The sequence below is a fragment of the Cytobacillus sp. FSL W7-1323 genome, from assembly GCF_038595015.1.
Classification (GTDB): Bacteria; Bacillota; Bacilli; order Bacillales; family Cytobacillaceae; genus Cytobacillus; species Cytobacillus kochii.
Genome location: NZ_CP151998.1, coordinates 963,712 through 987,945, shown reverse-complemented (window position 1 = coordinate 987,945; position 24,234 = coordinate 963,712). Strand labels below are relative to the sequence as shown.

General features: G+C 37.0%; 26 protein-coding genes and 1 pseudogene. 5 read left to right on the top strand and 22 right to left on the bottom strand.

Features of this window, described 5'->3' with window-relative positions; all coding sequences use genetic code 11:
- Positions 1 to 2 precede the first annotated feature (2 nt).
- From MKX67_RS05145 to MKX67_RS05115, 7 genes are all read right to left on the bottom strand, one after another.
- Complete coding sequence (locus tag MKX67_RS05145; RefSeq protein ID WP_095370343.1) at positions 3 to 1,088, bottom strand: ABC transporter ATP-binding protein; 1,086 nt, start codon at positions 1,086 to 1,088, stop codon at positions 3 to 5.
- A gap of 339 nt (positions 1,089 to 1,427) precedes the next feature.
- The gene (locus MKX67_RS05140; protein WP_095370344.1) at positions 1,428 to 1,688 is read right to left on the bottom strand and encodes a YciI family protein; all 261 of its coding nucleotides are present in this window, start codon (positions 1,686 to 1,688) and stop codon (positions 1,428 to 1,430) included.
- A 39-nt stretch (positions 1,689 to 1,727) separates the two neighbouring features.
- A complete protein-coding gene (locus tag MKX67_RS05135) occupies positions 1,728 to 3,047 on the bottom strand; it encodes an SLC13 family permease (protein WP_342488975.1) in 1,320 nt (439 codons plus the stop codon).
- A 37-nt stretch (positions 3,048 to 3,084) separates the two neighbouring features.
- On the bottom strand, positions 3,085 to 4,368 hold the full coding sequence (gene hisD / locus MKX67_RS05130) for a histidinol dehydrogenase (protein WP_095370345.1): 1,284 nt from the start codon (positions 4,366 to 4,368) through the stop codon (positions 3,085 to 3,087).
- A 209-nt stretch (positions 4,369 to 4,577) separates the two neighbouring features.
- Positions 4,578 to 5,561 carry a LacI family DNA-binding transcriptional regulator gene (locus tag MKX67_RS05125; protein WP_342488974.1) on the bottom strand — a complete coding sequence of 328 codons (984 nt, stop codon included), beginning with the start codon at positions 5,559 to 5,561 and terminating at the stop codon, positions 4,578 to 4,580.
- A gap of 145 nt (positions 5,562 to 5,706) precedes the next feature.
- Entirely contained in the window at positions 5,707 to 6,249 is a 543-nt protein-coding gene (lepB, locus tag MKX67_RS05120) for a signal peptidase I (protein WP_095370347.1), read from the bottom strand.
- Positions 6,250 to 6,619: 370 nt separating this feature from the next.
- Positions 6,620 to 7,498, bottom strand: coding sequence for an AraC family transcriptional regulator (locus MKX67_RS05115; RefSeq protein WP_095370349.1), 879 nt, complete (start codon positions 7,496 to 7,498; stop codon positions 6,620 to 6,622).
- A 403-nt stretch (positions 7,499 to 7,901) separates the two neighbouring features.
- Between MKX67_RS05115 and MKX67_RS05110 the strand changes: the two genes are divergently transcribed.
- Entirely contained in the window at positions 7,902 to 8,921 is a 1,020-nt protein-coding gene (locus tag MKX67_RS05110) for a beta-carotene 15,15'-monooxygenase (RefSeq protein WP_342488973.1), read from the top strand.
- Positions 8,922 to 8,983: 62 nt separating this feature from the next.
- Here the strand turns inward: MKX67_RS05110 and MKX67_RS05105 are convergent, their stop codons facing one another.
- The 5 genes from MKX67_RS05105 to MKX67_RS05085 all read right to left on the bottom strand — a co-directional run bounded on the left by MKX67_RS05105 (position 8,984) and on the right by MKX67_RS05085 (position 14,016).
- Complete coding sequence (locus tag MKX67_RS05105) at positions 8,984 to 10,180, bottom strand: PLP-dependent aminotransferase family protein (RefSeq protein ID WP_095370351.1); 1,197 nt, start codon at positions 10,178 to 10,180, stop codon at positions 8,984 to 8,986.
- A 35-nt stretch (positions 10,181 to 10,215) separates the two neighbouring features.
- Complete coding sequence (locus tag MKX67_RS05100) at positions 10,216 to 10,992, bottom strand: ABC transporter ATP-binding protein (protein WP_095370352.1); 777 nt, start codon at positions 10,990 to 10,992, stop codon at positions 10,216 to 10,218.
- Between the two features lies 1 nt (position 10,993).
- Entirely contained in the window at positions 10,994 to 11,791 is a 798-nt protein-coding gene (locus tag MKX67_RS05095) for an ABC transporter permease (RefSeq protein ID WP_328199647.1), read from the bottom strand.
- Positions 11,792 to 11,902: 111 nt separating this feature from the next.
- A complete protein-coding gene (locus tag MKX67_RS05090; protein WP_095370354.1) occupies positions 11,903 to 12,892 on the bottom strand; it encodes an ABC transporter substrate-binding protein in 990 nt (329 codons plus the stop codon).
- 29 nt (positions 12,893 to 12,921) lie between these two features.
- Positions 12,922 to 14,016 carry an iron-containing alcohol dehydrogenase family protein gene (locus MKX67_RS05085; protein WP_328199646.1) on the bottom strand — a complete coding sequence of 365 codons (1,095 nt, stop codon included), beginning with the start codon at positions 14,014 to 14,016 and terminating at the stop codon, positions 12,922 to 12,924.
- Positions 14,017 to 14,325: 309 nt separating this feature from the next.
- Between MKX67_RS05085 and MKX67_RS05080 the strand changes: the two genes are divergently transcribed.
- Entirely contained in the window at positions 14,326 to 15,213 is an 888-nt protein-coding gene (locus MKX67_RS05080) for a carbohydrate kinase (RefSeq protein ID WP_157733776.1), read from the top strand.
- 428 nt (positions 15,214 to 15,641) lie between these two features.
- Here MKX67_RS05080 and MKX67_RS05075 read toward each other — a convergent pair whose 3' ends face one another.
- The 9 genes from MKX67_RS05075 to MKX67_RS05035 form a co-directional block, all read right to left on the bottom strand.
- Positions 15,642 to 16,418, bottom strand: coding sequence for a sulfite exporter TauE/SafE family protein (locus MKX67_RS05075; RefSeq protein ID WP_095370357.1), 777 nt, complete (start codon positions 16,416 to 16,418; stop codon positions 15,642 to 15,644).
- A gap of 68 nt (positions 16,419 to 16,486) precedes the next feature.
- Positions 16,487 to 17,614 (bottom strand): MBL fold metallo-hydrolase, encoded by a 1,128-nt coding sequence (locus MKX67_RS05070; RefSeq protein WP_095370358.1) that lies wholly within the window; start codon positions 17,612 to 17,614, stop codon positions 16,487 to 16,489.
- Positions 17,615 to 17,684: 70 nt separating this feature from the next.
- Entirely contained in the window at positions 17,685 to 18,254 is a 570-nt protein-coding gene (locus tag MKX67_RS05065) for a sulfurtransferase TusA family protein (RefSeq protein WP_095370359.1), read from the bottom strand.
- A 52-nt stretch (positions 18,255 to 18,306) separates the two neighbouring features.
- Positions 18,307 to 18,603: a rhodanese-like domain-containing protein gene (locus MKX67_RS05060; protein ID WP_328199645.1), complete on the bottom strand. Its 297-nt coding sequence runs from the start codon at positions 18,601 to 18,603 to the stop codon at positions 18,307 to 18,309.
- A 15-nt stretch (positions 18,604 to 18,618) separates the two neighbouring features.
- Entirely contained in the window at positions 18,619 to 18,975 is a 357-nt protein-coding gene (locus tag MKX67_RS05055) for a rhodanese-like domain-containing protein (RefSeq protein ID WP_095370361.1), read from the bottom strand.
- An 18-nt stretch (positions 18,976 to 18,993) separates the two neighbouring features.
- The gene (locus MKX67_RS05050) at positions 18,994 to 19,473 is read right to left on the bottom strand and encodes a DsrE/DsrF/DrsH-like family protein (protein ID WP_095370362.1); all 480 of its coding nucleotides are present in this window, start codon (positions 19,471 to 19,473) and stop codon (positions 18,994 to 18,996) included.
- Positions 19,474 to 19,486: 13 nt separating this feature from the next.
- Positions 19,487 to 19,714, bottom strand: a complete 228-nt coding sequence (locus tag MKX67_RS05045; protein WP_095370363.1) for a sulfurtransferase TusA family protein — start codon at positions 19,712 to 19,714, stop codon at positions 19,487 to 19,489.
- Between the two features lie 78 nt (positions 19,715 to 19,792).
- Positions 19,793 to 20,050 (bottom strand): metal-sensitive transcriptional regulator, encoded by a 258-nt coding sequence (locus MKX67_RS05040; protein WP_342488972.1) that lies wholly within the window; start codon positions 20,048 to 20,050, stop codon positions 19,793 to 19,795.
- 74 nt (positions 20,051 to 20,124) lie between these two features.
- Positions 20,125 to 20,460, bottom strand: coding sequence for a M15 family metallopeptidase (locus tag MKX67_RS05035; RefSeq protein ID WP_342488971.1), 336 nt, complete (start codon positions 20,458 to 20,460; stop codon positions 20,125 to 20,127).
- A 49-nt stretch (positions 20,461 to 20,509) separates the two neighbouring features.
- Here MKX67_RS05035 and MKX67_RS05030 point away from each other — a divergent pair.
- A pseudogene (locus MKX67_RS05030) lies at positions 20,510 to 20,941 on the top strand (class I SAM-dependent methyltransferase); the annotation flags it as partial.
- A 62-nt stretch (positions 20,942 to 21,003) separates the two neighbouring features.
- Here MKX67_RS05030 and MKX67_RS05025 read toward each other — a convergent pair.
- Complete coding sequence (locus tag MKX67_RS05025; protein ID WP_095370369.1) at positions 21,004 to 21,384, bottom strand: hypothetical protein; 381 nt, start codon at positions 21,382 to 21,384, stop codon at positions 21,004 to 21,006.
- A 251-nt stretch (positions 21,385 to 21,635) separates the two neighbouring features.
- Between MKX67_RS05025 and MKX67_RS05020 the strand changes: the two genes are divergently transcribed.
- Together MKX67_RS05020 and MKX67_RS05015 are read left to right on the top strand one after the other, a co-directional pair.
- Positions 21,636 to 22,199, top strand: a complete 564-nt coding sequence (locus tag MKX67_RS05020; protein ID WP_342488970.1) for a DNA-3-methyladenine glycosylase I — start codon at positions 21,636 to 21,638, stop codon at positions 22,197 to 22,199.
- Between the two features lie 690 nt (positions 22,200 to 22,889).
- Entirely contained in the window at positions 22,890 to 23,774 is an 885-nt protein-coding gene (locus MKX67_RS05015; protein ID WP_095370367.1) for an AraC family transcriptional regulator, read from the top strand.
- Positions 23,775 to 24,234: the final 460 nt, after the last annotated feature.

Below are 24,234 nucleotides of genomic sequence, written 5' to 3'. Positions count from 1 at the left end.
AACTAAATCACCTCCACACCTTCAAGAAAAGTATTCTGTTTCGTTTGATCATCAAAAAAAACTAAGTCCTCTATTTTGATAGCAAAAGAAACCTTCTCTCCTAAAGGAATCGCATGCTGACCTTGCCACCTTGCTGTCCACTGCAATTTATCCGTTAACTGAAAATTAATTAGTGTTTCTGTACCAAGCATTTCTACATTCGTAACGGTAGCTTGCAATGTGGCTTCATCCGTATTCGTTGCTCTTACTAGATGCTCAGGTCTAATTCCAATCGTGAATTCACCAGCTAAATTCTGATGAATTTGTGGGAGCCTTGTCTCGCATGGGAGATGGACATTTCCATTTTGAATATATCCATTAACCATATTCATTGGCGGTGCGCCAATAAACGATGCCACAAAAGTATTCGCCGGGTGATTATAAATATCAAGCGGCTTCCCAACTTGTTGCACTTCACCTTGATTTAAAATCATCATGCGATCGGCCATCGTCATCGCCTCTGTTTGATCATGTGTGACATAAATCATCGTAATACCCAATTTTCTTTGTAACTGCCTTATCTCTGAACGCATTTTTGTTCTCAATTTTGCATCAAGATTTGAGAGTGGTTCATCCATTAGACATATAGGATCTTGTGTAACGATTGCTCTAGCGAGTGCTACACGCTGTCTTTGACCACCCGATAATTCTCTTGGTTTCCTTTTCAAATATGGTGTGAGTCCAAGCGTTTCTGCCGCTTCCTGACACCTCTGTGATTGTTCAACTTTCGTCAGTTTTTTCACATGTAGACCAAAGGCAATGTTTTGTTCAACTGTCATATGAGGAAACAGAGCATAATTTTGGAACACCATAGATAATTCTCTCTTACTTGGCTTTAACTTATTTGCATAAGCCCCGCCAATATAAAGCTCACCACTACTTATTTCCTCTAATCCAGCAATCATCCTTAACAACGTACTTTTTCCACAACCAGATGGCCCGACTAACACAAAAAATTCCCCAGGCTCAATCACAATATCAATCCCTTTTAACACTTCTATATCCGCTTGGTAAGACTTTCTCATCTGTTTTAATTCCAAAGCACGCATATTCTCTCACCCCTTTTACCGCCCCCTAAAGAAAGCCATATACCGATGAAGTAAAAACCCTTTACTCGTCGAATATACGGCTTTTTGAAAGAAGGCAAGTCTTTCCACTTGTTATATATTCATGATACTTTTGGAATATGAAGGAAATATTAGATTCTCGTATAATAATGTTAAATACGCTTTAACTTTATGGATGTACGGTAAAAAAGTGGTGAGAACAGATAATATAATCGGTTGTTCACATCGCCGTTACCCCATCCAGCTACCTACTTCCTATTTACTCATCAAATAAAAAAAGAACATACATAGAGATATGCATGTTCTTATTCCAATATATGATTACTCGATGATAGACCATTCCTTTAGCTCTAATCGACGAGCATGATGGACAATATATGGGTCATTTTCTGCTAATGTCATAGCCTCATCATAACTATCAGCATTGTATACGACTAGCCCGCCAGTTCCATCAGCAAAGGGACCTTTAGCGAAGATTTTCTGTTCTTTCTCCAGTTTGTTTAAATACGCTAGGTGATCTGGACGAATCTCTTTACTTTTTTCAATATCTACCATATGCAGTATTGCCGCAAAATAAGCTATGACGATAACCTCCTATGAATCTATTTACTTTTTTCTAGATTATACACCAACACCAAGAGAAAAAAGAATAACCGCTAGTACAACAGCAACAATTGGAACCACTACAGTCATTAAACCGAATGCAGGATAAGCATCTTTATGCGTTTCCCCAGCAATAGAACGAATGGTTGTCACCGCATATCCTCCATGTGGTAATGAATCAAGCGTACCTGAAGATAAGGATACCGTTCTATGAAGCGCTTCTGCATTCACACCCATATCTAAATAATGAGGTGCTAAGATTGGTAAAGCAATTGTTTGCCCGCCAGATGAGGAACCGGTTAATCCAGCGATAACCATAACAGACAATGCCCCTCCAATTAATGGTGAACCGGGAATACTGGTCATAAAATCTACAGCAGAAGAAAACGCAGGAGTGATTTTTGCTACACCGCCAAAACCAACAACAGCAGCCGTATTTCCAATTGCTATAAGAGCTCCCATTGTTCCTTCGCCAACAGCTTCCCAGAAATTTCTGAAATATTTACGATTAAGTAACCATGTAGCGATAACACCACCTGTTAAGGCAAGAATTAATGCAGATTGCGCTAAAGAATCGTGGAAAACAAATGCAACAATAAGAACAACTAATAAAGGAATAAGGCTTAATAAAGGATGAGGTAATTCACTTCTTATTTCATTGTTATCCGTATCTCTTCCAACAAATTTCTCCCCCTTCCTTACCGCCCTCCGTATCACTTTCATCAATAACCAATAGCCAAATATAAGCATAAATATCGCTGTTATTAAACTAACTTCCCATCCGGCATAAGGGTTTGTCCCTAAATAAGGAATTGGAATCCAGTTTTGTATTTCTGGTGAACCTGCAGATGTCATCGTAAAAGTCGTTGACCCAAAAGCAAGTGCAGCCGGAATAAATCGCCGAGGTAAATCGGCTTCTTTAAACAAACTTACTGCCATCGGGTAAACAGCAAAGGCAACTACGAATAAACTAACACCACCATAGGTTAATACTGCACAAGAAAGGACTACTGCAAGCACAGCATGCTTCATCCCGATTTTAGTTACAATCCAATGGGAAACGCTTTCAGCAGCACCGCTATCTTCCATTACCTTCCCAAATATTGCCCCGGCTAAAAACATCAAGTACCAAGAAGTAATAAAACCGGCAAAACCATCCATATAACCCGTAATGAAATCTACTTCATCCTTACCTGCAAACTGTGGAAATAACGGAACACCGTTCAGCACTGCAACAAACAGTGCTGAAAGTGGCGCCACAATTAAAAGGTTCATCCCACGCATCACAAGGACAGTAAGTAAGACTAACCCTCCAATTAAACCGATCATACCTAACATTGAATATCACCTACTTTTTATCAAGTTAAAAGCTCATTTACTGTTGATTTCCGTATCTTCTCACACGTAGTAAAGCTTGTTCTGCATGACCTGCGAAATTCTCTAATTGACATAAACGTGCAGCATATTCACCAATATAGGCACTTTGTTCTTTTGATGTTACCTTTTGATAGGTCACTGTTTTAAGAAACTTTCCTACCCACAAGCCACCAGTATACTTCGCTGCCCCTTTTGTTGGTAGTGTATGGTTGGTACCAATCACCTTATCACCGTACGCTACATTCGTTTCTGGTCCTAAGAACAAGCAGCCATAATTCGTCATATTCTCTAAAAAGAAGTCTGGGTTTTTCGTTAATATCTCTACATGTTCAAATGCAAGTCTATCTGCTTCTTTTAAAGCTTCCTGTTCGTCCTCAACTAAAAGGATTTGTCCATAATCATTCCAAGAAACACGTGCTACATCAGCAGTCGGTAATATCTTTAATTGGCGTTCAATTTCTTTCACTGTTTCCTCTGCAATTTTTTTAGAGGTAGTTATTAATGCACCTGGAGATGTCGGTCCATGCTCTCCTTGACCTAATAAGTCAGTAGCAATCATTTCAGGATCGCTGGTTTCATCAGCCACGACTAGTGTTTCCGTAGGTCCAGCGAATAAATCGATACCCACGCGACCATATAATTGACGTTTGGCTTCTGCAACAAAAGCATTTCCTGGACCAACAATCATATCAACCGCTTCCATTGTTTCCGTGCCAATTGCCATACCAGCCATTGCCTGGATGCCACCTAAAATATAAATTTCATCTGCTCCTGCTTTATGCATAGCGTACACCGTTGCTGCAGGGATTTCACCATTGATGGGAGGAGTGCAAGCGATGACCCTTTTTACCCCAGCAACTTTCGCAGTTAAAACACTCATATGTGCTGAAGCCACCATTGGATAACGTCCACCTGGAATATAACAACCTACACTATTAACTGGAATATTCTTATGACCTAAAATAACACCTGGCATTGTTTCAACTTCAATGTCTTTCATTGATTTTCTTTGCTCTTCGGCAAAATTTCTAATGTTATTTTGAGCAAACTCAATATCTAAAATAGTTTGTTCAGGAATCGAAGCGCAAATCTCCTCTATTTGTTGCTTACTTAAACGAAAAGTTTCTGGAGACCATTTATCAAATTTTTCCGATAGTTCTTTTAAAGCCTGATCCCCTTCTCTTTCAATTTTATTAATTGTGTTTCTTACAATCTCAGAAACTTTTAAATCTTCTTGTTGAATATCCTCTTCTACTTTTCCTCGTTTTAGGTAAATGACCATCATTAATTTCCTCACTTTCTGGATTTTTGCATACGTATGCAAAAGCATTCAAAAAAATATATCATTCTATTTTGCATACGTATGCAAAGGTTATGAAATAGATGATAAATGAAGCGTTTTCATTTGTCAAATATATATTTTGTTATTTTCCTATATTCAGAAATTTTTACATAAAGAAAAATCCTTGGGCTGCAAGGACTTTCCTTCTTTTATTTTGTCGTTTGACGATGGATAAACTTACCTTGAACCTTTACTGTCTTATGTCCGGTTTCCCGCTGATTTCGTTCAAGAAGGCGAATGGTTTCATCCACCATCTCTTCAATAGGTTGAACCCATGTAGAAAGATTATAATTAGGCCAAGAGGACATTTTGATATCATCAAAACCAATCACCATTGTCTGTTCTGGCACCTTTATTTCCTTGCTTTTCAATGCATCAAGAGCACCTAATGCCGTAATATCATTAGCCCCAAATATCACATCTGGTACATAATCTTTTTCAATCAATTCTTTTGTTAAGAAAAAGGCTCTCTCGTATGTATAGTCACCTTCAAGAATCTCGACGGGGATTCCTATGTTTTTGAAGTAATTAACAAAACCTTCTTGTCTTTCCTGACTAGTTGATGTATTTATTTTACCTGTAATAAAGACGATTTTTTCACAGTACAGGTGATCGACATATTTTGCTATTTCATTTGCTGCATTGATATTATCACAACTGACAGAATTACACTCAAGATTCTTATCATAGCGATTAAACAATGTCACGGGAATATGATTATTTTTTAGTTTAGTCACGATGTTAGATGAGAGCATTGCATCTGTAATTATAATCCCCTCGACATTATATTCAAGAAAGTGATTGATTTCTTCTTGCTGTATCTCTTCATTTTCTGTATAGACAAATAAAACTGAATATCCCTTCGCTTTTAGCTTGTTCGTAAAAATCCCTAATACTTCATGGTAAAATGGGTTTTGAATATCCTTCATTGCTAATCCAATCATATTTGTTCGTTTCGTTATAAGACTTCGTGCAAGAGCATTCGGCTGATAGTTTAACTGCTCAGCCACCTCAAGCACTCGCTGTCTTGTCTTCTCGGACACACTTGCACCTGGAGTAAATACTCTTGATACAGTTGACTGCGAAACATTTGCCAACCTCGCCACTTCTATCGCCGATACTATCCTTTTCACTGTTTTTTCGACCCCTAATCCTTTTGATATGTTATAGTTTAACATTTTTTCGAGTGAATGTTAGAACCCTAACATGACGTTATCAATAAAGTTCTATTCACGAAAAAAACCTAGCGGATCAATAAACTAGGTTTTTCCTTCTCCCTTATTTAACGACCTCCATATGATCCATCGGCCAAATAACCGCTTTGGCTTTCCCAAGGATTCTTTCTTCAGAGATGACACCTATGACCCTACTATCAAGACTTCGTTTTCGATTATCTCCTAATACAAAATAATGCCCCTCAGGAACAACGGTTTGACTTACTTTCGTATCTTTGAGCTCAAAATCATCTGTAAGCATGCCTCTTTCTAGTGCTTCTTTTAACTCATCTAAATAAGGTTCATCGTATTCCTTACCATTTATGTATAAATGATCATTTTCATAGGTAATTTCATCTCCTGGCAGGCCAATTACTCTTTTAATAAAATTACGCTCTCCATCACTATCAAACACTACAATATCAAAGCGATCAGGTTCACCTAATTTACTCATAACAACTCGGCTTTGGTCATGTAATGTCGGTTCCATTGAAGCCCCATCTACAACGACAGGAGAAAAGATGAAAATACGGATAAGAAAAGAAATAATTAGTGCAATTATCAATGCTTTGATCCACTCAAACATTTCAGTTCGGACTTTTTGCACACACAATACCTCCTAATATTTCTCCATTTTCTATTCGCTATCAGGCGAGCAAACTCCTCCTGAATGTAAAATATATACATCTCACTTGTTATATTTTCTTATACATCTCTCACAAACACAACTTTTTCCCCTATTCTCCTGAGGAATTAATTCTAAGAGCGTTTGTGGGATACCACCAATATGGAAGCACCAACAATTCTTGAGCTTGCTCTCTTCAAGCCCACAGTTGTTTTGCTCACCGCAAACTGGACATTGTTGTTTATTCATCATTTCACCTCTCACCCAATACTACTCAGCTTTTATTATGGCATAAACAGGAGATGAAGTTCACAGAAAAAATAGGAAAAGCATGTAGCCTTTCCTTTAGCATCTATTCACTAAAATCAAGATTTTGCGGTTCTTTTGGTAGACTCTCTTGAAAAGAAAGGTTCGTTGTTGGCACATGTTCACTGACTTCTACTAATTGAAACCCATCCATCCAGACCTTCCCTTTTCCAATGAGTAATACCCCGAAATGAATGGACATACTCTCTTCAGACACATCTAATACAATGGTATAATGATTCCACTCATTTGTACCCGTAATGGGGCGATTATCCATATTATCGAACTGTAGTACATCACCATTATTGTCATCTACTCTCATCCAAGCCCCACATTTCTCTACATCTTCCGTCTTTATATAACATGTTAGTTTCAGTCTTTTCCCTCTATATTTCTCAGCTTGGAACTGTTGCATAATAGTAGCGAATTGCTGGCTATTCACATCACTAATATTTTTAAGTAGAGCAGATTGATGCCCAGTATGGAAAGTTTGTTGATCCAATGTCATTTGATAATGTTCTGGGGCGCTTCCACTTAATATCCAGCCATGAATAATTGTTTCTTTCGTCATCTTATTGTTCTCCTCCTTTAAATGGATAAGACTAAATAACTTACGGTACTTGCCCGGTGGTAGAGAATAAATCTCTTTAAAAGCTCTCGTAAAAGCCTCTTGAGATTGAAAATGAAGCAAAAAAGCAATCGAAAGAATAGATTCATCACTTTCTATTAATAACGACACTGCTAAAGCAAGCCTACGAAAACGAATATATTCACCAATTGTCCGACCTGTTTCTTGTTTGAATACCCTTATTAGATGAAACTTGGAATATCCTACATTCCTTGTTAAATCATCAAGTTGAATCTTATCTAGTAGATGCGTTTCTATAAAGCAAATTGTTTTTTGCGTCGTTTCACTATACTGCACTCTCACTCACCTCACCTTTATTTTACGATAGTTGATTGAGGTTTTTTTGATGGGGATTGCTAAAATAATTAATTATTATCCTACAGGGGGAATTTATTCGATGGTTACTTGTTGCTCATATATTGTAAATAAATGTTTAAAAAGTAGAATCAATATGAACTTCTTTTATAGAAGTTCTTCCCCGTCCGAAAACGCGAAACTTAAAGACTTCTGATTAAACACTTTAAATGACAAAAGGATTAGTCCTTTATTTTACGGCTCTGTTTTCTTTTGTACTTTCCCTTCAAATCAGTACTTCAATTATCCTGCTCATGTGGGGTATTACTATCAGTTTACTTCATTTTTTATTTGGAAGCCCTCTCTGTTCATATGGTATAATTTAACTAAATGGGAGTGATAAGACATGAAAACCATAAGCAAAGGGAAGTATCTATGGCTTTTTTTATTAATGGCGGTTCTCTTTTTCAATACCCTTCTATATCAGACCTCAGTTAATGCATTGATTCTACCGGCAAATGCGCAAGACGTTGTTTTAGGTTCATTGATTGACTTCATGATCATGTTGCCATTATTTTTCATGTTATATAAAGGGAAGTTTTCTTTAAAATCTGCATTGTTACTTTGTGCGAGTGGCTGCCTTTTGGCAAGATTGATTATACCAGCGGAATTGCTGGCGCCATATTCCTCTTTTGTATGGGGCGTTATTTTAATCGAGGGTATATTTATTTCTTTAGAACTTTTACTTATTGTAACCTTTATAAAGTATATGCCAAAAATTATTAAGGAAGTAAAACAAAGCTCATTACCTACTGTGTTCTCATATTCAAATGCTGTTGATCACTACACAAAGAAGTATCAGATTATTCGTATTGTTTGTTCGGAATGTTTGATGTTCTATTATGCTTTTGCTAGTTGGAAAAAAACACCGCGAGAGGGAATAACACTTTATAAAAACTCCAGTTATATTGCTTTTCAGATAATGCTTATCCATGCCATCCTCATTGAAACTATCGCGATTCATTGGTTAATCCATCAATATTCTATCGTTTTATCAATGATCCTATTTATCAGCAATGTGTATGCTGTTATTTTTTTCATTGGTGACATACAAGCAATGAAATTAAACCCTATTTATTATCAAAACGGTACTCTATACCTATCACTCGGATTAGTGAAACGAGTGGTTATTCCAATTGAAAATATTAAAACACTGATGGAGGAAAAATCAGTACTTCAAGGGAAATTATCAAAGGATACCGTTGAATTTATGACTAGAGATTTAGAAAAAGTGTACCCAGATATCATTCTAGAACTAAAGGAACCTGTTCATGTAACTTATTTTATGGGATTTAAGAAAGCCTATAAAAAAGTAGCGATTCGCTCTGATTCTCCTTTACAGTTGAAAGAGTGGCTCACTTTATAAATCATCTTCCCACCTTCAAACCTAAAAAGAGCGTGCACCTCAGGATTGTGCACGCTCCTAGCTTATTTATTGATCTCTTCTGCCACTACATGACTTAAAATTTCGATTCCCTTTTTAATTTCCTCTTTACTCGCATAGCTAAATGATAAACGTAAGAAGCTTTTGCCTTCATCTTGGTGTAAGAAGAAGTATTGGCCAGGTACGTATGCTACGCCTGCTTTTTTCGCTTTCGCAAGCATAGCCGTTGTATCGACCCCAGGCACTTCAATCCACATAAAGTAGCCACCTTCTGGGCGGTACCATTTCACACCCTCAGGCATGAAATGAATCAATGCTTCGTATAAAATGACTGCTTTTTCTTCATATTTTTCTGTTAGTAAAACAGAACGATGGGCTAAATTCACTTTTTCTAGATAAGCAGACATTACCGACTGGGCAAAGGGATGCTCTAAATCCTTCTTGAACCAGAAAAGCGCTTCTATCCACTCACTATGTGCAGCGATCCAGCCAATACGCATGCCTGGAGCGACTATTTTCGATAGCGAGCCGACATAAAACACACGATCCTCTTCATCTAATGATTTTAATGTTGTTGGACTCTCTCCAAACGCAAGCTCCCCGTAAGCATCATCTTCAAGAATGAGAAAATCATACTCTTTTGCTAGTTTGATTAATTTCTCCCGCCTAGCGAAAGATAACGTCGTGCCTGTTGGATTCTGGAAGGTTGGAATTGTATAGAGAAGCTTTGGAAGAGGTTCTTCCTTCTTCGTCCGTTCGATTAATATACCTTCCAATTGTTTCGTGTCCAAACCATCTGCATCAATAGGGATTGTGATGATGTTTTTCGTGTAATTTTGGAAGATTTCCAATGCCTCCATATAAGTCGGTGACTCGACGATAATGAAGGCATTTTCATCTAATAAAATACGAGCAATAAGATCGATGGCCTGACAAGCACCTGAAGTCACAAGTACTTCATCCTCTTGCACTTCCATCTTTCGTTCGTTCATACGCTCAATCAATTGTGTTTTTAATTGATCAATTCTTGGACTACCAATATAGTGAAGCGGCAAATCTTGTTCTTCTGTCAATAATCGGTCTGTAGCTTCCTTTAATTCAGTTGACGGAACAAGGTTAGCAGCCGGATAACCCGAGTTCAGGCGAATACATCCTTCCGGTACTGCCGACATCCATGACCCTGGAGGTATATTGCTGAGGGCCTGCTTAACGACCTCAGGGAAATAGGCTTCTCTCTTCAATTGTACCAAGCACCTTTCTGTTTTCATTTATAAAATTAAATAGATTTTAAGCTTTCTTCTCGTATTAATGATAACAGTTCTTCTTTGTATTGTGCGAATTGATTTGTCGCTTTCACACTAAAGTCTCTTGGTCTAGCAATATCAATCGGCACCTTTTTCTTCAGCCTTCCTGGTCTAGCTGTCATTACATAAACCGAATCAGCTAGAAAAATTGATTCATCGACATCATGCGTAATAAAGAGAATCGTTTTCTTCGACTTTTCCCATGCCTTTAATAAAACCTCTTGCATAATATTTCTTGTTTGCGCATCAAGTGCACCAAACGGTTCATCCATCAATAATACCTTCGGGTCATTTGCTAACGCACGAGCGATGGCCACACGCTGTTTCATCCCTCCAGAAAGTTGAACAGGATAATGATTCTCAAATCCCTCTAATCCAATTAATTGAAGATAATGGCGAGCGAGATCATCTCTTTCCTTTTGTTTTGCTCCCTTTAATTTTAAGCCAAAAGAAATATTTTCTTTCACCGTCAACCAAGGATATAGAGTATACGATTGGAATACCATGCCCCTATCTGGGCCAGGCCCATCGATAGGTTGGCCATCTAATAATACCTCACCAGTTGTCGCTTCTTCTAAACCAGCAACAATTCTTAATACCGTTGATTTACCACAACCGGAGGGACCAAGAATCGTGACAAATTCACCATCATCAATGGTAAAGGATGTTTTTTGTAGTGCGGTTGTGTCGCCGCTTTTTGTTCTAAATATTTTATCCACATCTTTAATTTCAAGCTTCGGTGTAGTCATATTACAATCCTTCCTTTCTCATCCATGAAAAAGATTTACGGTAAATCCATTTAAAGATGAGGTCAGTCAATAATCCTAATAAACCAATAATCAAAATACCAACAATAATTTTATCAGGTTGTAGGAATCTTGATGCCTGCATAATCATATAGCCGATTCCACTGGAAGCACCAACAATCTCTGCCACAACTAAATAAGTCCACGCCCATCCAAATGTAATTCTTAATGTATCAACAATCCCAGGCATGGTTGCCGGGAGTATTACTCTCGTAAATACTTGTAACTTAGAAGCACCTAATGTATAAGAAACATCAATTAAATCATTATGCACATTCTTTGTTACATCCATGATCATTAGCGTTAATTGAAAGAAAGTTCCGAGAAAGATAACACTCATTTTTTGCGTTTCTCCAAGACCAATCCATAAAATTAATAATGGAATAAACGCTGAAGCTGGCATATAACGAATAAAACCAATGAGTGGCTCAAATGCGCCTTGCATAATTTTTAGAGAACCCATTAATATCCCAAGTGGTACACCAATTAAGGCTGCCACTAAGAAACCGACTAATACTCTTGAAAAACTAATGCCTATATCTGAAAGAAGATTTCCATTGGTAAATAAATCTATGCCTGTAGTTAATACCGCCGTAGGTGTTGGTAAAAACAACGGGTTAACGAGCCCAGTATAAGTAATCCCTGCCCATATTCCTAATACAATAAGAAAAGTGATAATGCCCACTGATGAATAAAGGGACTTTGGAATTTCTTTATTCGGGGTTAATAATTTTCCTAACATTTTTTCTCACCCATTTTCTAATTTTTCCTTCTTCAACCAATTACCAGAGATAAAAATAACCTGAGCCTAACCGCTGACTGCTTGCGGTTAGGCTCCAAATGATTCATATCATTACTTGATAAAAGTGGGGTTAATAATATCTTCTGCTGCTGGTTCAGCTGTAATAATCTCTTGTTCTTTATAGAACTTTGCCGCGTTTTCAGTCGATTGGTAAATGCCGCCTTTAGCGTCTTCTGTACCAAATAATTCCTTATTCGCCTCATTATCCAAGAACTTTAATCCTTCTGCCGTTGCAACAAATTCTTCTACATCAATTTTTAAGCCTTTTGCCATGATTTCATTCGCTTCATCTTCGTTTTCTTTCCAGTAGTCCATTGCTTGACCCATGGCTGTTACAAATGCTTGTACATCTTCAGGACGCTCTTCAATGACTTTTTCCGTGAAACTAACTGTATCAACAATAATACCAGGAAGATCTTTCGTTGTTAGTAATACTTTACCGTTCGCTTCAGAACCGTTAGATAACCAAGGCTCCCATGTAACTGCTGCGTCTACTTTACCAGCTGCAAATGCTGCTCCTGCATCCCCAGCAGACATTGGTACAACTTCAACATCTTTTTCAGTTAAGCCTCCATCTTTTAGTGCTGTTAAAGCTAACATATGACTTGTAGACCCGACTTCAAAAGCAACTTGCTTGCCTTTTAAGTCACTGATTTCTTTAATATCATCTTTGACTAAAATACCGTCTCCACCGTAAGAATCATCCAATAACCATACCACATTTAAAGGAATATCTGATGCAGCTAATGATACTTGCACATCAAGTGCAGTTGCCATTCCATCGATTTGTCCGCTTGCTAGGGCTTGTTTTCTTTCTCCAAGACCTTCAACAATTGAAAGTTCAACATCTATTCCATTCTCTTCAAAATAGCCTTTTTCTTTTGCTAAAAATAGCGGTCCATAACCTGTCCATGTTGGTAAAGTAACTTTTAATGGTTCTTTGTTTTCGCCAGAACCCTCTTCAGATTCACCAGATCCGCCGCAAGCAGCTAATGTTACAGCAAGGACCATCATTGTAATTGCTAAAAACCATTTTTTCATGACTTATTTTCCTCCATTAACCATTCTATTTATTTTTTTAACATGTCTTTTCCGTATTCATCTGCTTGCTTGACAGCTGTGATAACCATATCTGGTGTCACCGCAAATGGCATATTCTCCATATCTTCAATAGTCACTGAAACGTCTCCAAGTTCCTGCCACTGTGATTCAGACAATTCAGGCACATTCATTTGCTGTAGTGTATATGGTAGATTCACTTTTTGATAGTAAGCAATTAACTCTTTGATTTCGCTTTCTTCTTCATTTTCCATTGCTAGCATCGATAAAATACCAAAAGCAACAATTTCACCATGATACGTTTCATGTATTTCTGGGAATATCGTCAACCCAGAGTAAATGGCATGCGCACCTGCAGTTCGACAATCATCACCGCCGTACCCACTTACACTTCCACTAATTAACAGAATCGCATCAATCATATCTTCAAGCTCAGTTGACAATTCCTTATTTTTCATAGATGCAACTGATTGCTCACCGATTGCTAACATCGTTTTGTATAACTGATTAGCAATAGCAATCGCTGTTTGATTCCTTGCATTTGGTGTTGCTTTTTTAACTGAAGTCTTCGTTTCGAACCACTTAGCTAACGTATCACCAATTCCAGCAATCAGATATCGGACAGGCGAGTGCAAAATAACTGTTGAGTCAACAACAACCATTTCTGGCACCTTCGCATCTCGACTGATGGCAAGAAATTCACCTTGTTCACTATATGTAATCCAAATAGGAGTCGTTGCTGCGCATGTCGCTGCAATCGTCGGGATTGCAACAAGAGGTTTATTTACGTGTGCGGCTACTGCCTTAACAGTATCAATCGCTTTCCCTCCACCACATACAAGGATGACATCATAATCGATTGTACTGAGTTCTTCTATTAATCTCTCAACATTTTCTCTAGAAGATTCTCCACCGTACCAAATGGAAGCATCCAGTGTCATTCCCTCATTATTGAAACTGTCTCTTATATGACTTTCCACTATTTCACGACTCTTTATCCCACCAATAAGGACGACTTTTTCTCCAAATTTCTTTACATTACTGCCAATTTTCATAAGTGCGTTTGGCTCTCTTATATACTCCGGTGTACCTACTGTTATTTTCATTAGAAAGAACCCTTTCTATCCAATTGCATAGATATGAATATTTATTAATTTTATTTAATCAATATACGACTTTCCACCTAAGCTGTCAATGAAAAATTGTGATTCTACCCTGATAAAATTTGTTGTACCAGTCAGTTTTTAATTAATATAAATAAAGTGATTTTTCTAAGTTCTTATAAAGATAACTTTTTGAAAATAAAAACGAATGGTTTGTGGAAAAAGAGGAGGACTTTTAGCAGCTTGGAAGGCAGAGATAAATACAAAGTTATAGTATAATCAGCCTTATCAAAAACGATGGGAGACCTGTTTGTGAAAAGTAAAGGTGTGATTTCTTTCGGTGAAGTAATCATGGATCGCATTATTTCACCTAATAGCCAATCATTCATGAAAGTAGGAGGAGCAACCGCTAATGTAGCCATCCGTCTAGCTAGGAAAAGTGTTCCTACCTTTTATATGACAAAAATAGGTACTGATGAGCATAGTCAATATGCCAAACAGCAATTAGAAGATGAAGGTATCAATATGTCTGGTACCATTACTTCAGTTAATAAAAAGTTATGTATAGTATCAATTGTGCAAGAGGATGGAGAGCGTGAATTTCAATCTTACGAAAATGACACCCCTCATATATGGTTAGAAGCAGACGAGTTGAATGAAAGCATCTATCAAAAAACGCATATCTCCTATTTTGGTTCCGGGACGCTTTTTCATGACATCGCAAAGAAGACAAGCTTGAAAGCACTTGAATTAGCAAAGAAATATCAGCATTTCATCGTCATGGATGCAAATATCCGTTTAAAGAGATGGAAGAATGAATCAGATTGTAGAAAGACAATCAATTCCTTTTTAAAAGAGGCAGATCTAATTAAAATGACGGAGGAAGAGCTGCTATTTCTTTGTAAAGCCAAAGATTATAGAACAGCATTACAACAGCTTTCTTCATGGTCTAATCAGTGGATACTGATTACTAGGGGTCGTTTAGGTGCAACATTACTTCATAAAGAGAAGAGTATAACCGTTGAAGCACCTACCGTAGATGTTGTTGACACAACTGGAGCAGGAGATGCCTTCTTATCAAGTATTTTGCACGATATTTATTATCACGGGATTCCATCAAACGAGCTGGAATGGAAACATGTACTCCTTCGAGCAAATACAGAAGGAGCACATGCTGTTTCTATTTTCGGTGCTTATTAAATAGTCTACCATTTAAAGCAAAGACAATCATAAGCTGAGGCAGAGTGGGTAATGCCTCTTCATTTATATTGAACTTGGGATGATGGTTTAGGATAGCGACTATTTTCACTTCATCCCAACATTTACAAATGCAACAACCTTCCCTTTATATAAATCCAAAATCTTTTAGCTCCCGTTGAAGGTTCTAGCTCGGAAAAAGTATCCTTTCAAACGGTTCATGAACCTTTACCTTTAGAAACTTTCGGGATGATTATATATGGGAGGCTTCCATGGTATGAAATGACATGTTTAATAATGGATGAAGTATTAGTTCGTTATCTACTCAAATTGCGCCGCGCTCAGCTTCTACTTTTGCTTCAAATGCGGCGATTCCCTACTCAATTTCGTATCATTCTGAAAGCAGTGATTCATCGGCTCATTACTACCTTTCAAAATATATCTACCCATATTTTCACAGCTGTAGCTAGTATTAATAATGCGAGAATCATTTGCAGCACTTTCGTATTCATTTTTTTACCTGCCATTGCACCTAAAGGTGAAGCAATTAAACTAGCAATAACCATGATGATTGCCGGATAATAGTCAACTTGCCCAGTAGTGACTTTTCCAACAGTTGCACCAATGGATGATATTAAGGTAATAGCAAGAGAAGAAGCAATCGTCATTTTTGTTGGGATTCTTAATACGGTTAACATAATCGGGACTAATAAAAAGGCACCTGCAGCCCCAACAATCCCTGCTGCCACACCGACGACAAGCGCAAGAGCTGCCGCTAACCATTTATTAAAAGTCACTTGATCAAATGGGATATCATCTAATCCCTTTTTAGGTATAAACATCATGACTGCAGCAATTAAAGCTAGTATACCGTATACGAGATTAATGCCACCTTCTGACATGAGCTTCGATCCATAACCGCCTATAAAACTACCTATTAAAATACTAGCCCCCATATAAATGATTAATGTTTTATTCAAATATCCACCTTTACGATATGCCCAAACCCCGCCAATCGTAGCGAAGAAAACCTGGACAGCACTAATACCTGACACTTCATGCGCAGTAAAAGTCGCGACACCTAGTAATGGTGGAATATATAATAGCATCGGATATTTAATGATAGAACCACCGATACCAAGTAATCCTGATAAGTAAGAGCCAATAAAACCAATTAAAAATATCGTCACAATAAATGCTAAATCCATTATGCTCATCTCCTTAAAGCTGACCTAAAAAAGGGACCAATCTCCGGTCCCTCTATATGAATATTTCTTTATCTCACCGCACAGCGATTGGGTCCAATCTCCATCTCTCTTTGTTTATCATTATCTGGAGTGATTTTCCCCATATTTGTTTGACGTATTTCTTGATACGCATTGGGTTGCGGTGGGAGATTTTCAGTGACAATCTTTCTAAATTCACTTTCGTCCTCAATATTTAACCCATGGTTCTGTTTAAAAAGAACACCTAATTTTTTGGCAACACTGCCATCATCATTCAATTCATCAATCATCATAAAATGGGCAGGTAAAACGATGAGTTCACTTGATAGTTGTTTATATCGCTTATATAAACTCTCACGTAAATCTCCAACCCAGTCATCTGCAAGCCCAGCTAAATCGGGTCTACCGATAGAATCAATAAACAATATATCGCCTGTTAATAAATACCGTTCATCTACGACAAATGAAGTCGAGCCAATGGTATGTCCCGGTGAATAAAGGGCATGAATATTGATAGATGTTTCCCCAATTTTTACTTCACTACCATCTTCTAGTTTGGCATAATTGAATGTTACTTCCCCTGCATCTTTAGGTGGTAACCAATAAACAGCGTCCATCTTTGCTGCGATGTCACGTCCGCCAGAAATATGGTCTGCATGTAAATGCGTATCAAAAACATGCGTAATTTTTACCTTTTTTTCTTTGGCAAAATCAAGATATACATCTATCATTCTCGTAGCATCGATAATTGCTGCTTCACCATCTGAAATGACCATATAAGATAGACAGCCTTTACCCATACGGACGAATTGATACATTTCTCCTCCTGTACTCAATTCCCCTACTTTAACAGGCTCTAAATGCTCACTCCACGCTTTCATTCCACCTTCTAAATAACTGACCTCCAACCCTTCATCTGATAGCATCTCCGCCACCATGATAGAAGAGCCTTCTTTCGCACATACAACTAAGATAGCTTGATCTTTAGGCAGCTGCTCAATGATTCCTTCTACACCGTCTAATAGGTCAAAGTAAGGTATATTCAAATAGTTAAAATCATGACCTTCTACCTTCCAATCTTGAAAATCAGCTTCATTACGAACATCTAGAATAAATAATGGCTCTTTATTTACTACCATCGTTGTTAATTCACTTGCTTTCATTTTATTAAAAGACATCATTATACCCCCAATGGTATTTATTATTTCAAAATTTTTTGTGCTACAACCATATTTTCATTTATTATTTTTAAATTCCTTCCACTTTCCCATTCCAACTATTCATACCTGGCACAACATTGACTGCTTTAAATTCCTTACTTTCTAAAAGTTGTGCTGCCATATCACTTCGGTTACCGGTACGACAAATAACATAAATAGGCTCATCTTGATTAAGTTTATTTAGTTCTTGCTGCAAACGTCCAAAAGGTACAGATAACGCACCAGGTATGTGACCAAAAGCATACTCCGCTTCTTCTCGAACATCTAGAATCTGTATAGACTCCCCGTTAGCGATTTTCTCTTTCAGCTCATCATTCTTAATGACATGTGGATGGTGCCGTTCTGGTTGTTCCTCATAATCAGAAGCCTTACGAACATAATGCTTTAGTACTTCCCCTTCCTCTACAGTACCTAGATATTGATGTCCTGTACTTTCAGACCAAGCTTTGAGGTCAGCTTTAGACCCTTTGTCAGTTGCTAGAATTTCCATTACTTGCCCTGCCTCTAATTCCTTCATGGCCTTTTTTGTCCGGACAATTGGCATCGGACAAGCTAACCCTTTTGCGTCGACTGTTTGATTTGCTTTCACTTCATTCATCTCTTTGGCCCTCCTTATATACCTATATGGGTATATTTAAATGTAAAAAAAATTATACTACCTTGCCATCCCATGCGAGCATTCCACCTGACATGTTCTTCACACGATAACCATGTTGTTCTAATAAAGCTGTTGCTTGCCCACTTCTTGCCCCTGAACGACAAACCATTATATAATCTTTTGATTTATCTAATTCATGCATTCTGAACTCTAATAATCGTAATGGTATATGAATGGCTGATGGAATTTTTCCTTGTTCTACTTCTTCCACTTCTCTTACATCCACAATGCTCACATCATAGTTGTTTTGCAAGAGGTCTTTGACACTTTCTGGTGATACTTGAATCATAATAAAACTCCTCTCTTACCAGGCATTCATCCCGCCTTTTATATTTGTGATTTTTGTATACCCTAGTTTCTTCAATTGTTTCGCTGCTTGCATACTCCTCAAACCACTTTGACAAATGACTACTACTTCTTTGTCTTTGTTTAAATTCTCTGCTTGATCCTTCAATTGCTGCAACGGAATGTTTTGGAAAGAAGGAATAGACCTACCTTTAAACTCTGAATGAGTTCGAACATCAACAAACTGTTTTTCCTTATCTTTTAGCACCATTCGTAAATCGGCAGTTGAAATCTGCTTTATTCCTTTCACTGATATAAAACGTGTAAGAAAAAAGGCAGTAATAAAGAATAAAAGGACATAATTGATCATTTCCATTTCATATCCCCCTATTGATTAGATAAATAAATTCACATTCCCATCTTCAGCATCTGCTAAATAAGCAGCTACACCTGCATACTCAATACCGTCTAATAGTTCCTCCTGTTGTAACCCCAACAAATCCATTGTCATTGTACAAGCAACCAGTTTGATATCTTGTTCTTGTGCCATTTCAATTAAATTAGGGAGAGGGACTGCATTATGTTTTTTCATCACATTTTTAATTAATTTTGGGCCCATACCTGCAAAGTGCATATTAGATAGCCCCATGTTATCGGCACCTCTAGGCATCATTTTTGCAAACATCTTTTCCATAAAACCTTTTTTTACTGGTACTAACTCTTCTTTTCTTAAAGCATTTAGTCCCCAAAAAGTGTGAAAAATTGTTACTTCATGATCGTAAGCTGCTGCACCATTAGCAATAATGTAAGCCGCCATAGCTTTATCATAGTCCCCACTAAATAAGATAATAGTTGTTTTTTTCTTTTCTACCATAATAGCCTCCTTCTTACCCTTTTTTAATCCAGAATTTAAAAACATTATTTTCTTCAGTATGATCGACTAATTCATGGCCACCAGATTTAGCCCATGCTGTTAGATCACTTTTTGCTCCTTTATCTGTTGCGTGAATTTCTAAAACCTCACCACTTTGCATGTCATTCATTGCCTTTTTCGTTTTCACAATCGGCATTGGACACGCGAGCCCTTTGGCATCTAATACTTTGTTTGCATTCATTATTATTTCCTCCTTTTCGATATACATATACCCCTATAGGTATAATAAAAGATAAAAAAATATATTGTCAAGAGAACTCTATCTACTTTTTACTAACATCGATACAGCCTCTTTTACCATTTCTTCATTACTTGATCCTTCAGTCCCTTTTAGTACGCATTCAACTAAATTATTGCTGACGATTAAACCAATCGTCCGATCTGCTGCAGAACGAACAGCTGAGAGTTGTGTTACAATTTCCCGACAATCTTTATTATCTTCCATCATTTTTACGATACCGCGTAATTGTCCTTCCATTCGTTTTACACGGTTGATCATTTGTCGATTATATTTCATTAATGCCTCCCTCCTTACAACAACCATCATATACCCCTATAGGTATAATGTCAAATGGAAGTAAAAAGAAAATATTAAATTTCTAATATCCCTCTAAAATATTGTTTTACTCCAACCTTATTTGCCCAGCTTTTTGTTCCATATTCATAATGCCACCACTCATCTATATTCGAGATGAAACCAGCATTCAACATCGTTCTTTTTAATAGTTTTCTATTGGCTAGGTAAATATTTTCGAGCGAGGTCAATGGTTTTTTTTCCTCAAAATAATCTAACTGCGACCTTTCATGAAATTCATCAAATTCACTTCCCATTGGTAAGAGCCCATTGCCATCAAATAAGGTAAGGTCAACTGCTCCACCACTTAAATGCGGAGAAGGGTGATCAACATCTTTTGTAGGCTTAGCCACATATTTTGCTAGTTCCCTTTCTAAAGAAACACCTTGAAACCCCTTTAGCATAGCACGAGGATTTGGGAAGTCGGGAGAACTAACATCTTTAGAAATAGAAGAAAGCTATGCCGAACTAGCTTCAGGCAATTTAGCTAAAGCGGGGTTTAATGAGCAAGTATCTTATATCGTAGGTCCAGCTCTTACAAGTTTAGCAGTACTTGAAGAGGAACGGAGACAATTTGATTTCTTCTTTATTGATGCCGATAAAGAAAACTATGAAAATTATTTAATTGCTTGTATTAAGCTTGCAAAGGATGGTGCATTAATCGTCTGTGATAATGTACTTGCAAATGGAAGTGTAGCGGATGAAAGTAGTGAACCTAAACGTTATACAGAAAATATGAAGAGATTTAATCAAATAGTCGCTAGTCATCCTCAACTAGAGTCTACTTTAATTCCAATAGGAGATGGTTTAACCATTTCAAGGGTGAAAAGATAACCCATAGATAAAAGTGCTCACCAGCTTCTTACCTCGTAAGCCGGCGCGCACTTTTTTGCTTATTAATCGTAAAAAATTAAATGAATATTACTACTGGTACGAGATTTAGCGAAAAATTCTGCTTCATTTCCTCCGTCAACAAATTTACCGATACTACGGAAAATCCCGCATTCTCCCCTTGCAATATTGCGATAGCCGACATAATCATTATAGCTTTCGGGATCGTACTCCCATAACTCTACTTTCACTTTTCCTTTTGGACCAACATAGTTATCACGGCAAATCATATAGTCGCCACCAGTAGAAGCATAAATTTCACTTTCTGCTCCGTTACTTGATAAACTCTGTTCACCTAAATAATCCCATCCACTACTAGCCGTAGCAGTAATAGGGATAAGACAAATAACTAATAATGCACATAGAGAAGCTTTTACTTTACTCATCGCCATTCCTCTTTTCTGTTCGAATTGTAAAATAATTTCCTGTTTATCCTATCAGTATTTTATGGTAAATATGCCGAATCGTATGTTATCATGCTTGCTTTATCGATTAGGATGAGCTCCCTAACCTTACGCCTCTTTTGATTGAGGGTATAAAGTTGGAATTATATTTTAGTAAAATAATCTTGTCTTTCTTATACATGCAATGACCATTAAACAATGTTATAGTCAAAGAAAAAAAGTGAGGCATATATATGTATAGATGTTCTTGGTCAAATAGCAATCAATTAATGCAGACTTATCATGATAAGGAATGGGGTATTCCTAGTAAAGATGATCGCTATTTGTTTGAAATGCTTTCATTGGAAGGTGCTCAGGCAGGTCTATCTTGGCAGATTGTTCTATCTAAAAGAGCTAACTACCATGAGGCGTTCCATAATTTTGATATTGAATATTGTGCAAGTTTAACAGACGCCGACCTATTAGCCATTAAAGAGAACCACGGTGTGATTAAGCATTTAGCCAAACTACAATCAGTTAGAAATAATGCTCGCGTTTTATTGGAAGTTCAAAAAACATACGGCAGCTTTGCAGCGTACATTTGGAGCTATGTAGATCATATATCTTATCAGAATGAGTGGAAATCCGAAGATCAAGTCCCTGCTCAAACGGAATTATCTAGCCAGATAAGTAAAGATTTAAAAAAGAAGGGATTTAAATTTGTAGGTCCTGTAACCATATATAGTTTTATGCAGGCTGTGGGAATGGTTAATGATCATGTGACTAATTGTATATGCTACGAACCAGTAGGAAAATAAAGGGATGGCGACTGTCATTCCTTTTCTCATTTATAACAATAAAAGTAAAGCTATTTAAGTGGTAATCTTAACGAAAATTTAAACCAATCAGCTCATTCTATATTTATTATTGCTACTGAATTAATCAGGAATAGGAGTTCAAAATTAGGCATGTAATTAGAAAATCCATCTTCTTGATAGTAGCAAAGAATAATCGTAAACAAGTTTGCTTGAACGAATAACAACAGATATATAAGAATATAAATTCCGTATTCATTCAAGCAACGAGGAAACTAAGATGTAATAAAACGTCTTTCATATGAAAAAAAGGTAGAGAAAGGACAAAACTACTTAAGAGTGAGTGTAAGATATTCTATTTTAATAGCTCTTCCAAGCACGTTCATATTTCTCGATTAAGGTTGGATGGATCAAGGTATTCACTTCCGGCTCAATAGGCATGCCTTTACTATCTATCATTTTCTCATCGATATCTTTTCCGAATGCAGTGAGTCCTTCTAATATCTCATTCGTAAAAACTTTGTCTCAACAGAAATATCGACATCTTCAAGTGAGATGGGCTTCCGCTTAGCTAGGACAAATCCCCAATCGCCAAAACTTGGAGGATAACTTCTTCCCGATAATATTAGTGCAAGAATTGTCGGACTCTTACTTAGTATCTGTTGCTATTCTATATTTATGGGAGGTCAGATAATGAATCAAATGAAAGGGTTAAATGATGCTCTAGCTTACATCGAAAAAAATTTAACTGAACAAATGAATGAAAAAGAGATGGCTAGGGTAGCTGGGTGTTCACTTTATCATTTTAAAAGAACTTTTTCTTTCTTAGCTGGTATGCCCTTATCTGAGTATATAAGAAAAAGACGTTTAACATTAGCAGCAATAGATATACAAGATCATGTGAATCTGAAAGTAATAGATATCGCTGTAAAATATGGATATCGTTCCGCTGATGCCTTTTCTAGAGCATTTTATTCATTTCATGGAGTTACTCCAAGAATGGTAAGACATAATCAACATGTTTTAAAAGTTTTTCCTAAGATGACCTTCCAATTAATCATACAGGGAGGAGTAGAAATGGATTATCATATCGTAAAAAAAGAGGCTTTTTGGATTATCGGATTACAAAAAAGAGTACCAATTGTATTTAAGGGTGTAAATCCAGCAATTAAAGAAATGTGGCATCAACTAGATGAGAAAAAGATTCAACAGCTATTAACATTATCAAATGTTGAACCAAATGGCATCATCCAAGCCTCAACCAATTTTTCTGAAGGAAGAATGGAAGAAAAAGGAGAGCTCGATCATTATATTGGTGTTGCTTCTATCTCAAATAAAGTGGAAGGATATTCAGCACTTGAAGTGCCAGCTATGGAATGGGCAATTTTTGAAACAATCGGCCCATTTCCAAAGACATTGCAAGAAGCTTGGGGAAGAATATACGCAGAATGGTTTCCTTCAACTAACTACCAACAACTTGAAGGACCTGAAATTGTCTCTATCCAAACTAAAGACTTATCTGCTGATCAAGTGAAAACAGCTATTTGGATACCAGTGACACAGAACAGTTCTGTGTAATATATTCAAGAAAAACGATCACATAGTATCAGAAAGATGAAGCTGGCACATGTGAAAAATCTCTGGTTAATGTTTCAGTAAATGTTGGAGCCAATGAGGAAAGAAAATGAAATGACTAGAAAGGGTAATGGCGATAAGTAACGAATAAATAAATGATAAAACATCCAGAATGAAAATCAGCAGGATGAGATGGAAAATTTTGAAAAAGGAAATAGGAAAAACAAATACAACTGAGTGGAAAGTCAACCAGATCACACCCCAAAAATAAGTAGGGAATTGTCAAGCAAAGTGTGTATGTCCTAATTTACTTTTGGTAAATTAGGACATGAATCTTTGAGATGCTTAAAGATGACTTTTAAGAATAACAGAGACGAGAAGCTACTAAATTAAATATAGAAAATGACGTGAAAAGAGGTGAACAAAGAATGACCGAACGAATGGTGCCGCTCTCTCGTTTATC

Coding starts and splice junctions, on each gene's coding strand:
- MKX67_RS05145 (WP_095370343.1), bottom strand. CDS start 1,088: ATGCGTGCTTTGGAATTAAAACAGATGAGAAAGTCTTACCAAGCGGAT.
- MKX67_RS05135 (WP_342488975.1), bottom strand. CDS start 3,047: ATGTTAGGTATGATCGGTTTAATTGGAGGGTTAGTCTTACTTACTGTC.
- hisD (WP_095370345.1), bottom strand. CDS start 4,368: ATGGTCATTTACCTAAAACGAGGAAAAGTAGAAGAGGATATTCAACAA.
- MKX67_RS05110 (WP_342488973.1), top strand. CDS start 7,902: ATGAAAACCATAAGCAAAGGGAAGTATCTATGGCTTTTTTTATTAATG.
- MKX67_RS05100 (WP_095370352.1), bottom strand. CDS start 10,992: ATGACTACACCGAAGCTTGAAATTAAAGATGTGGATAAAATATTTAGA.
- MKX67_RS05095 (WP_328199647.1), bottom strand. CDS start 11,791: ATGTTAGGAAAATTATTAACCCCGAATAAAGAAATTCCAAAGTCCCTT.
- MKX67_RS05090 (WP_095370354.1), bottom strand. CDS start 12,892: ATGAAAAAATGGTTTTTAGCAATTACAATGATGGTCCTTGCTGTAACA.
- MKX67_RS05085 (WP_328199646.1), bottom strand. CDS start 14,016: ATGAAAATAACAGTAGGTACACCGGAGTATATAAGAGAGCCAAACGCA.
- MKX67_RS05075 (WP_095370357.1), bottom strand. CDS start 16,418: ATGGATTTAGCATTTATTGTGACGATATTTTTAATTGGTTTTATTGGC.
- MKX67_RS05070 (WP_095370358.1), bottom strand. CDS start 17,614: ATGTCTTTTAATAAAATGAAAGCAAGTGAATTAACAACGATGGTAGTA.
- MKX67_RS05065 (WP_095370359.1), bottom strand. CDS start 18,254: ATGAATGAAGTGAAAGCAAATCAAACAGTCGACGCAAAAGGGTTAGCT.
- MKX67_RS05060 (WP_328199645.1), bottom strand. CDS start 18,603: ATGATTCAAGTATCACCAGAAAGTGTCAAAGACCTCTTGCAAAACAAC.
- MKX67_RS05055 (WP_095370361.1), bottom strand. CDS start 18,975: ATGGAAATGATCAATTATGTCCTTTTATTCTTTATTACTGCCTTTTTT.
- MKX67_RS05050 (WP_095370362.1), bottom strand. CDS start 19,473: ATGGTAGAAAAGAAAAAAACAACTATTATCTTATTTAGTGGGGACTAT.
- MKX67_RS05045 (WP_095370363.1), bottom strand. CDS start 19,714: ATGAATGCAAACAAAGTATTAGATGCCAAAGGGCTCGCGTGTCCAATG.
- MKX67_RS05040 (WP_342488972.1), bottom strand. CDS start 20,050: ATGAAATATAATCGACAAATGATCAACCGTGTAAAACGAATGGAAGGA.
- MKX67_RS05025 (WP_095370369.1), bottom strand. CDS start 21,384: ATGAGTAAAGTAAAAGCTTCTCTATGTGCATTATTAGTTATTTGTCTT.
- MKX67_RS05020 (WP_342488970.1), top strand. CDS start 21,636: ATGTATAGATGTTCTTGGTCAAATAGCAATCAATTAATGCAGACTTAT.
- MKX67_RS05015 (WP_095370367.1), top strand. CDS start 22,890: ATGAATCAAATGAAAGGGTTAAATGATGCTCTAGCTTACATCGAAAAA.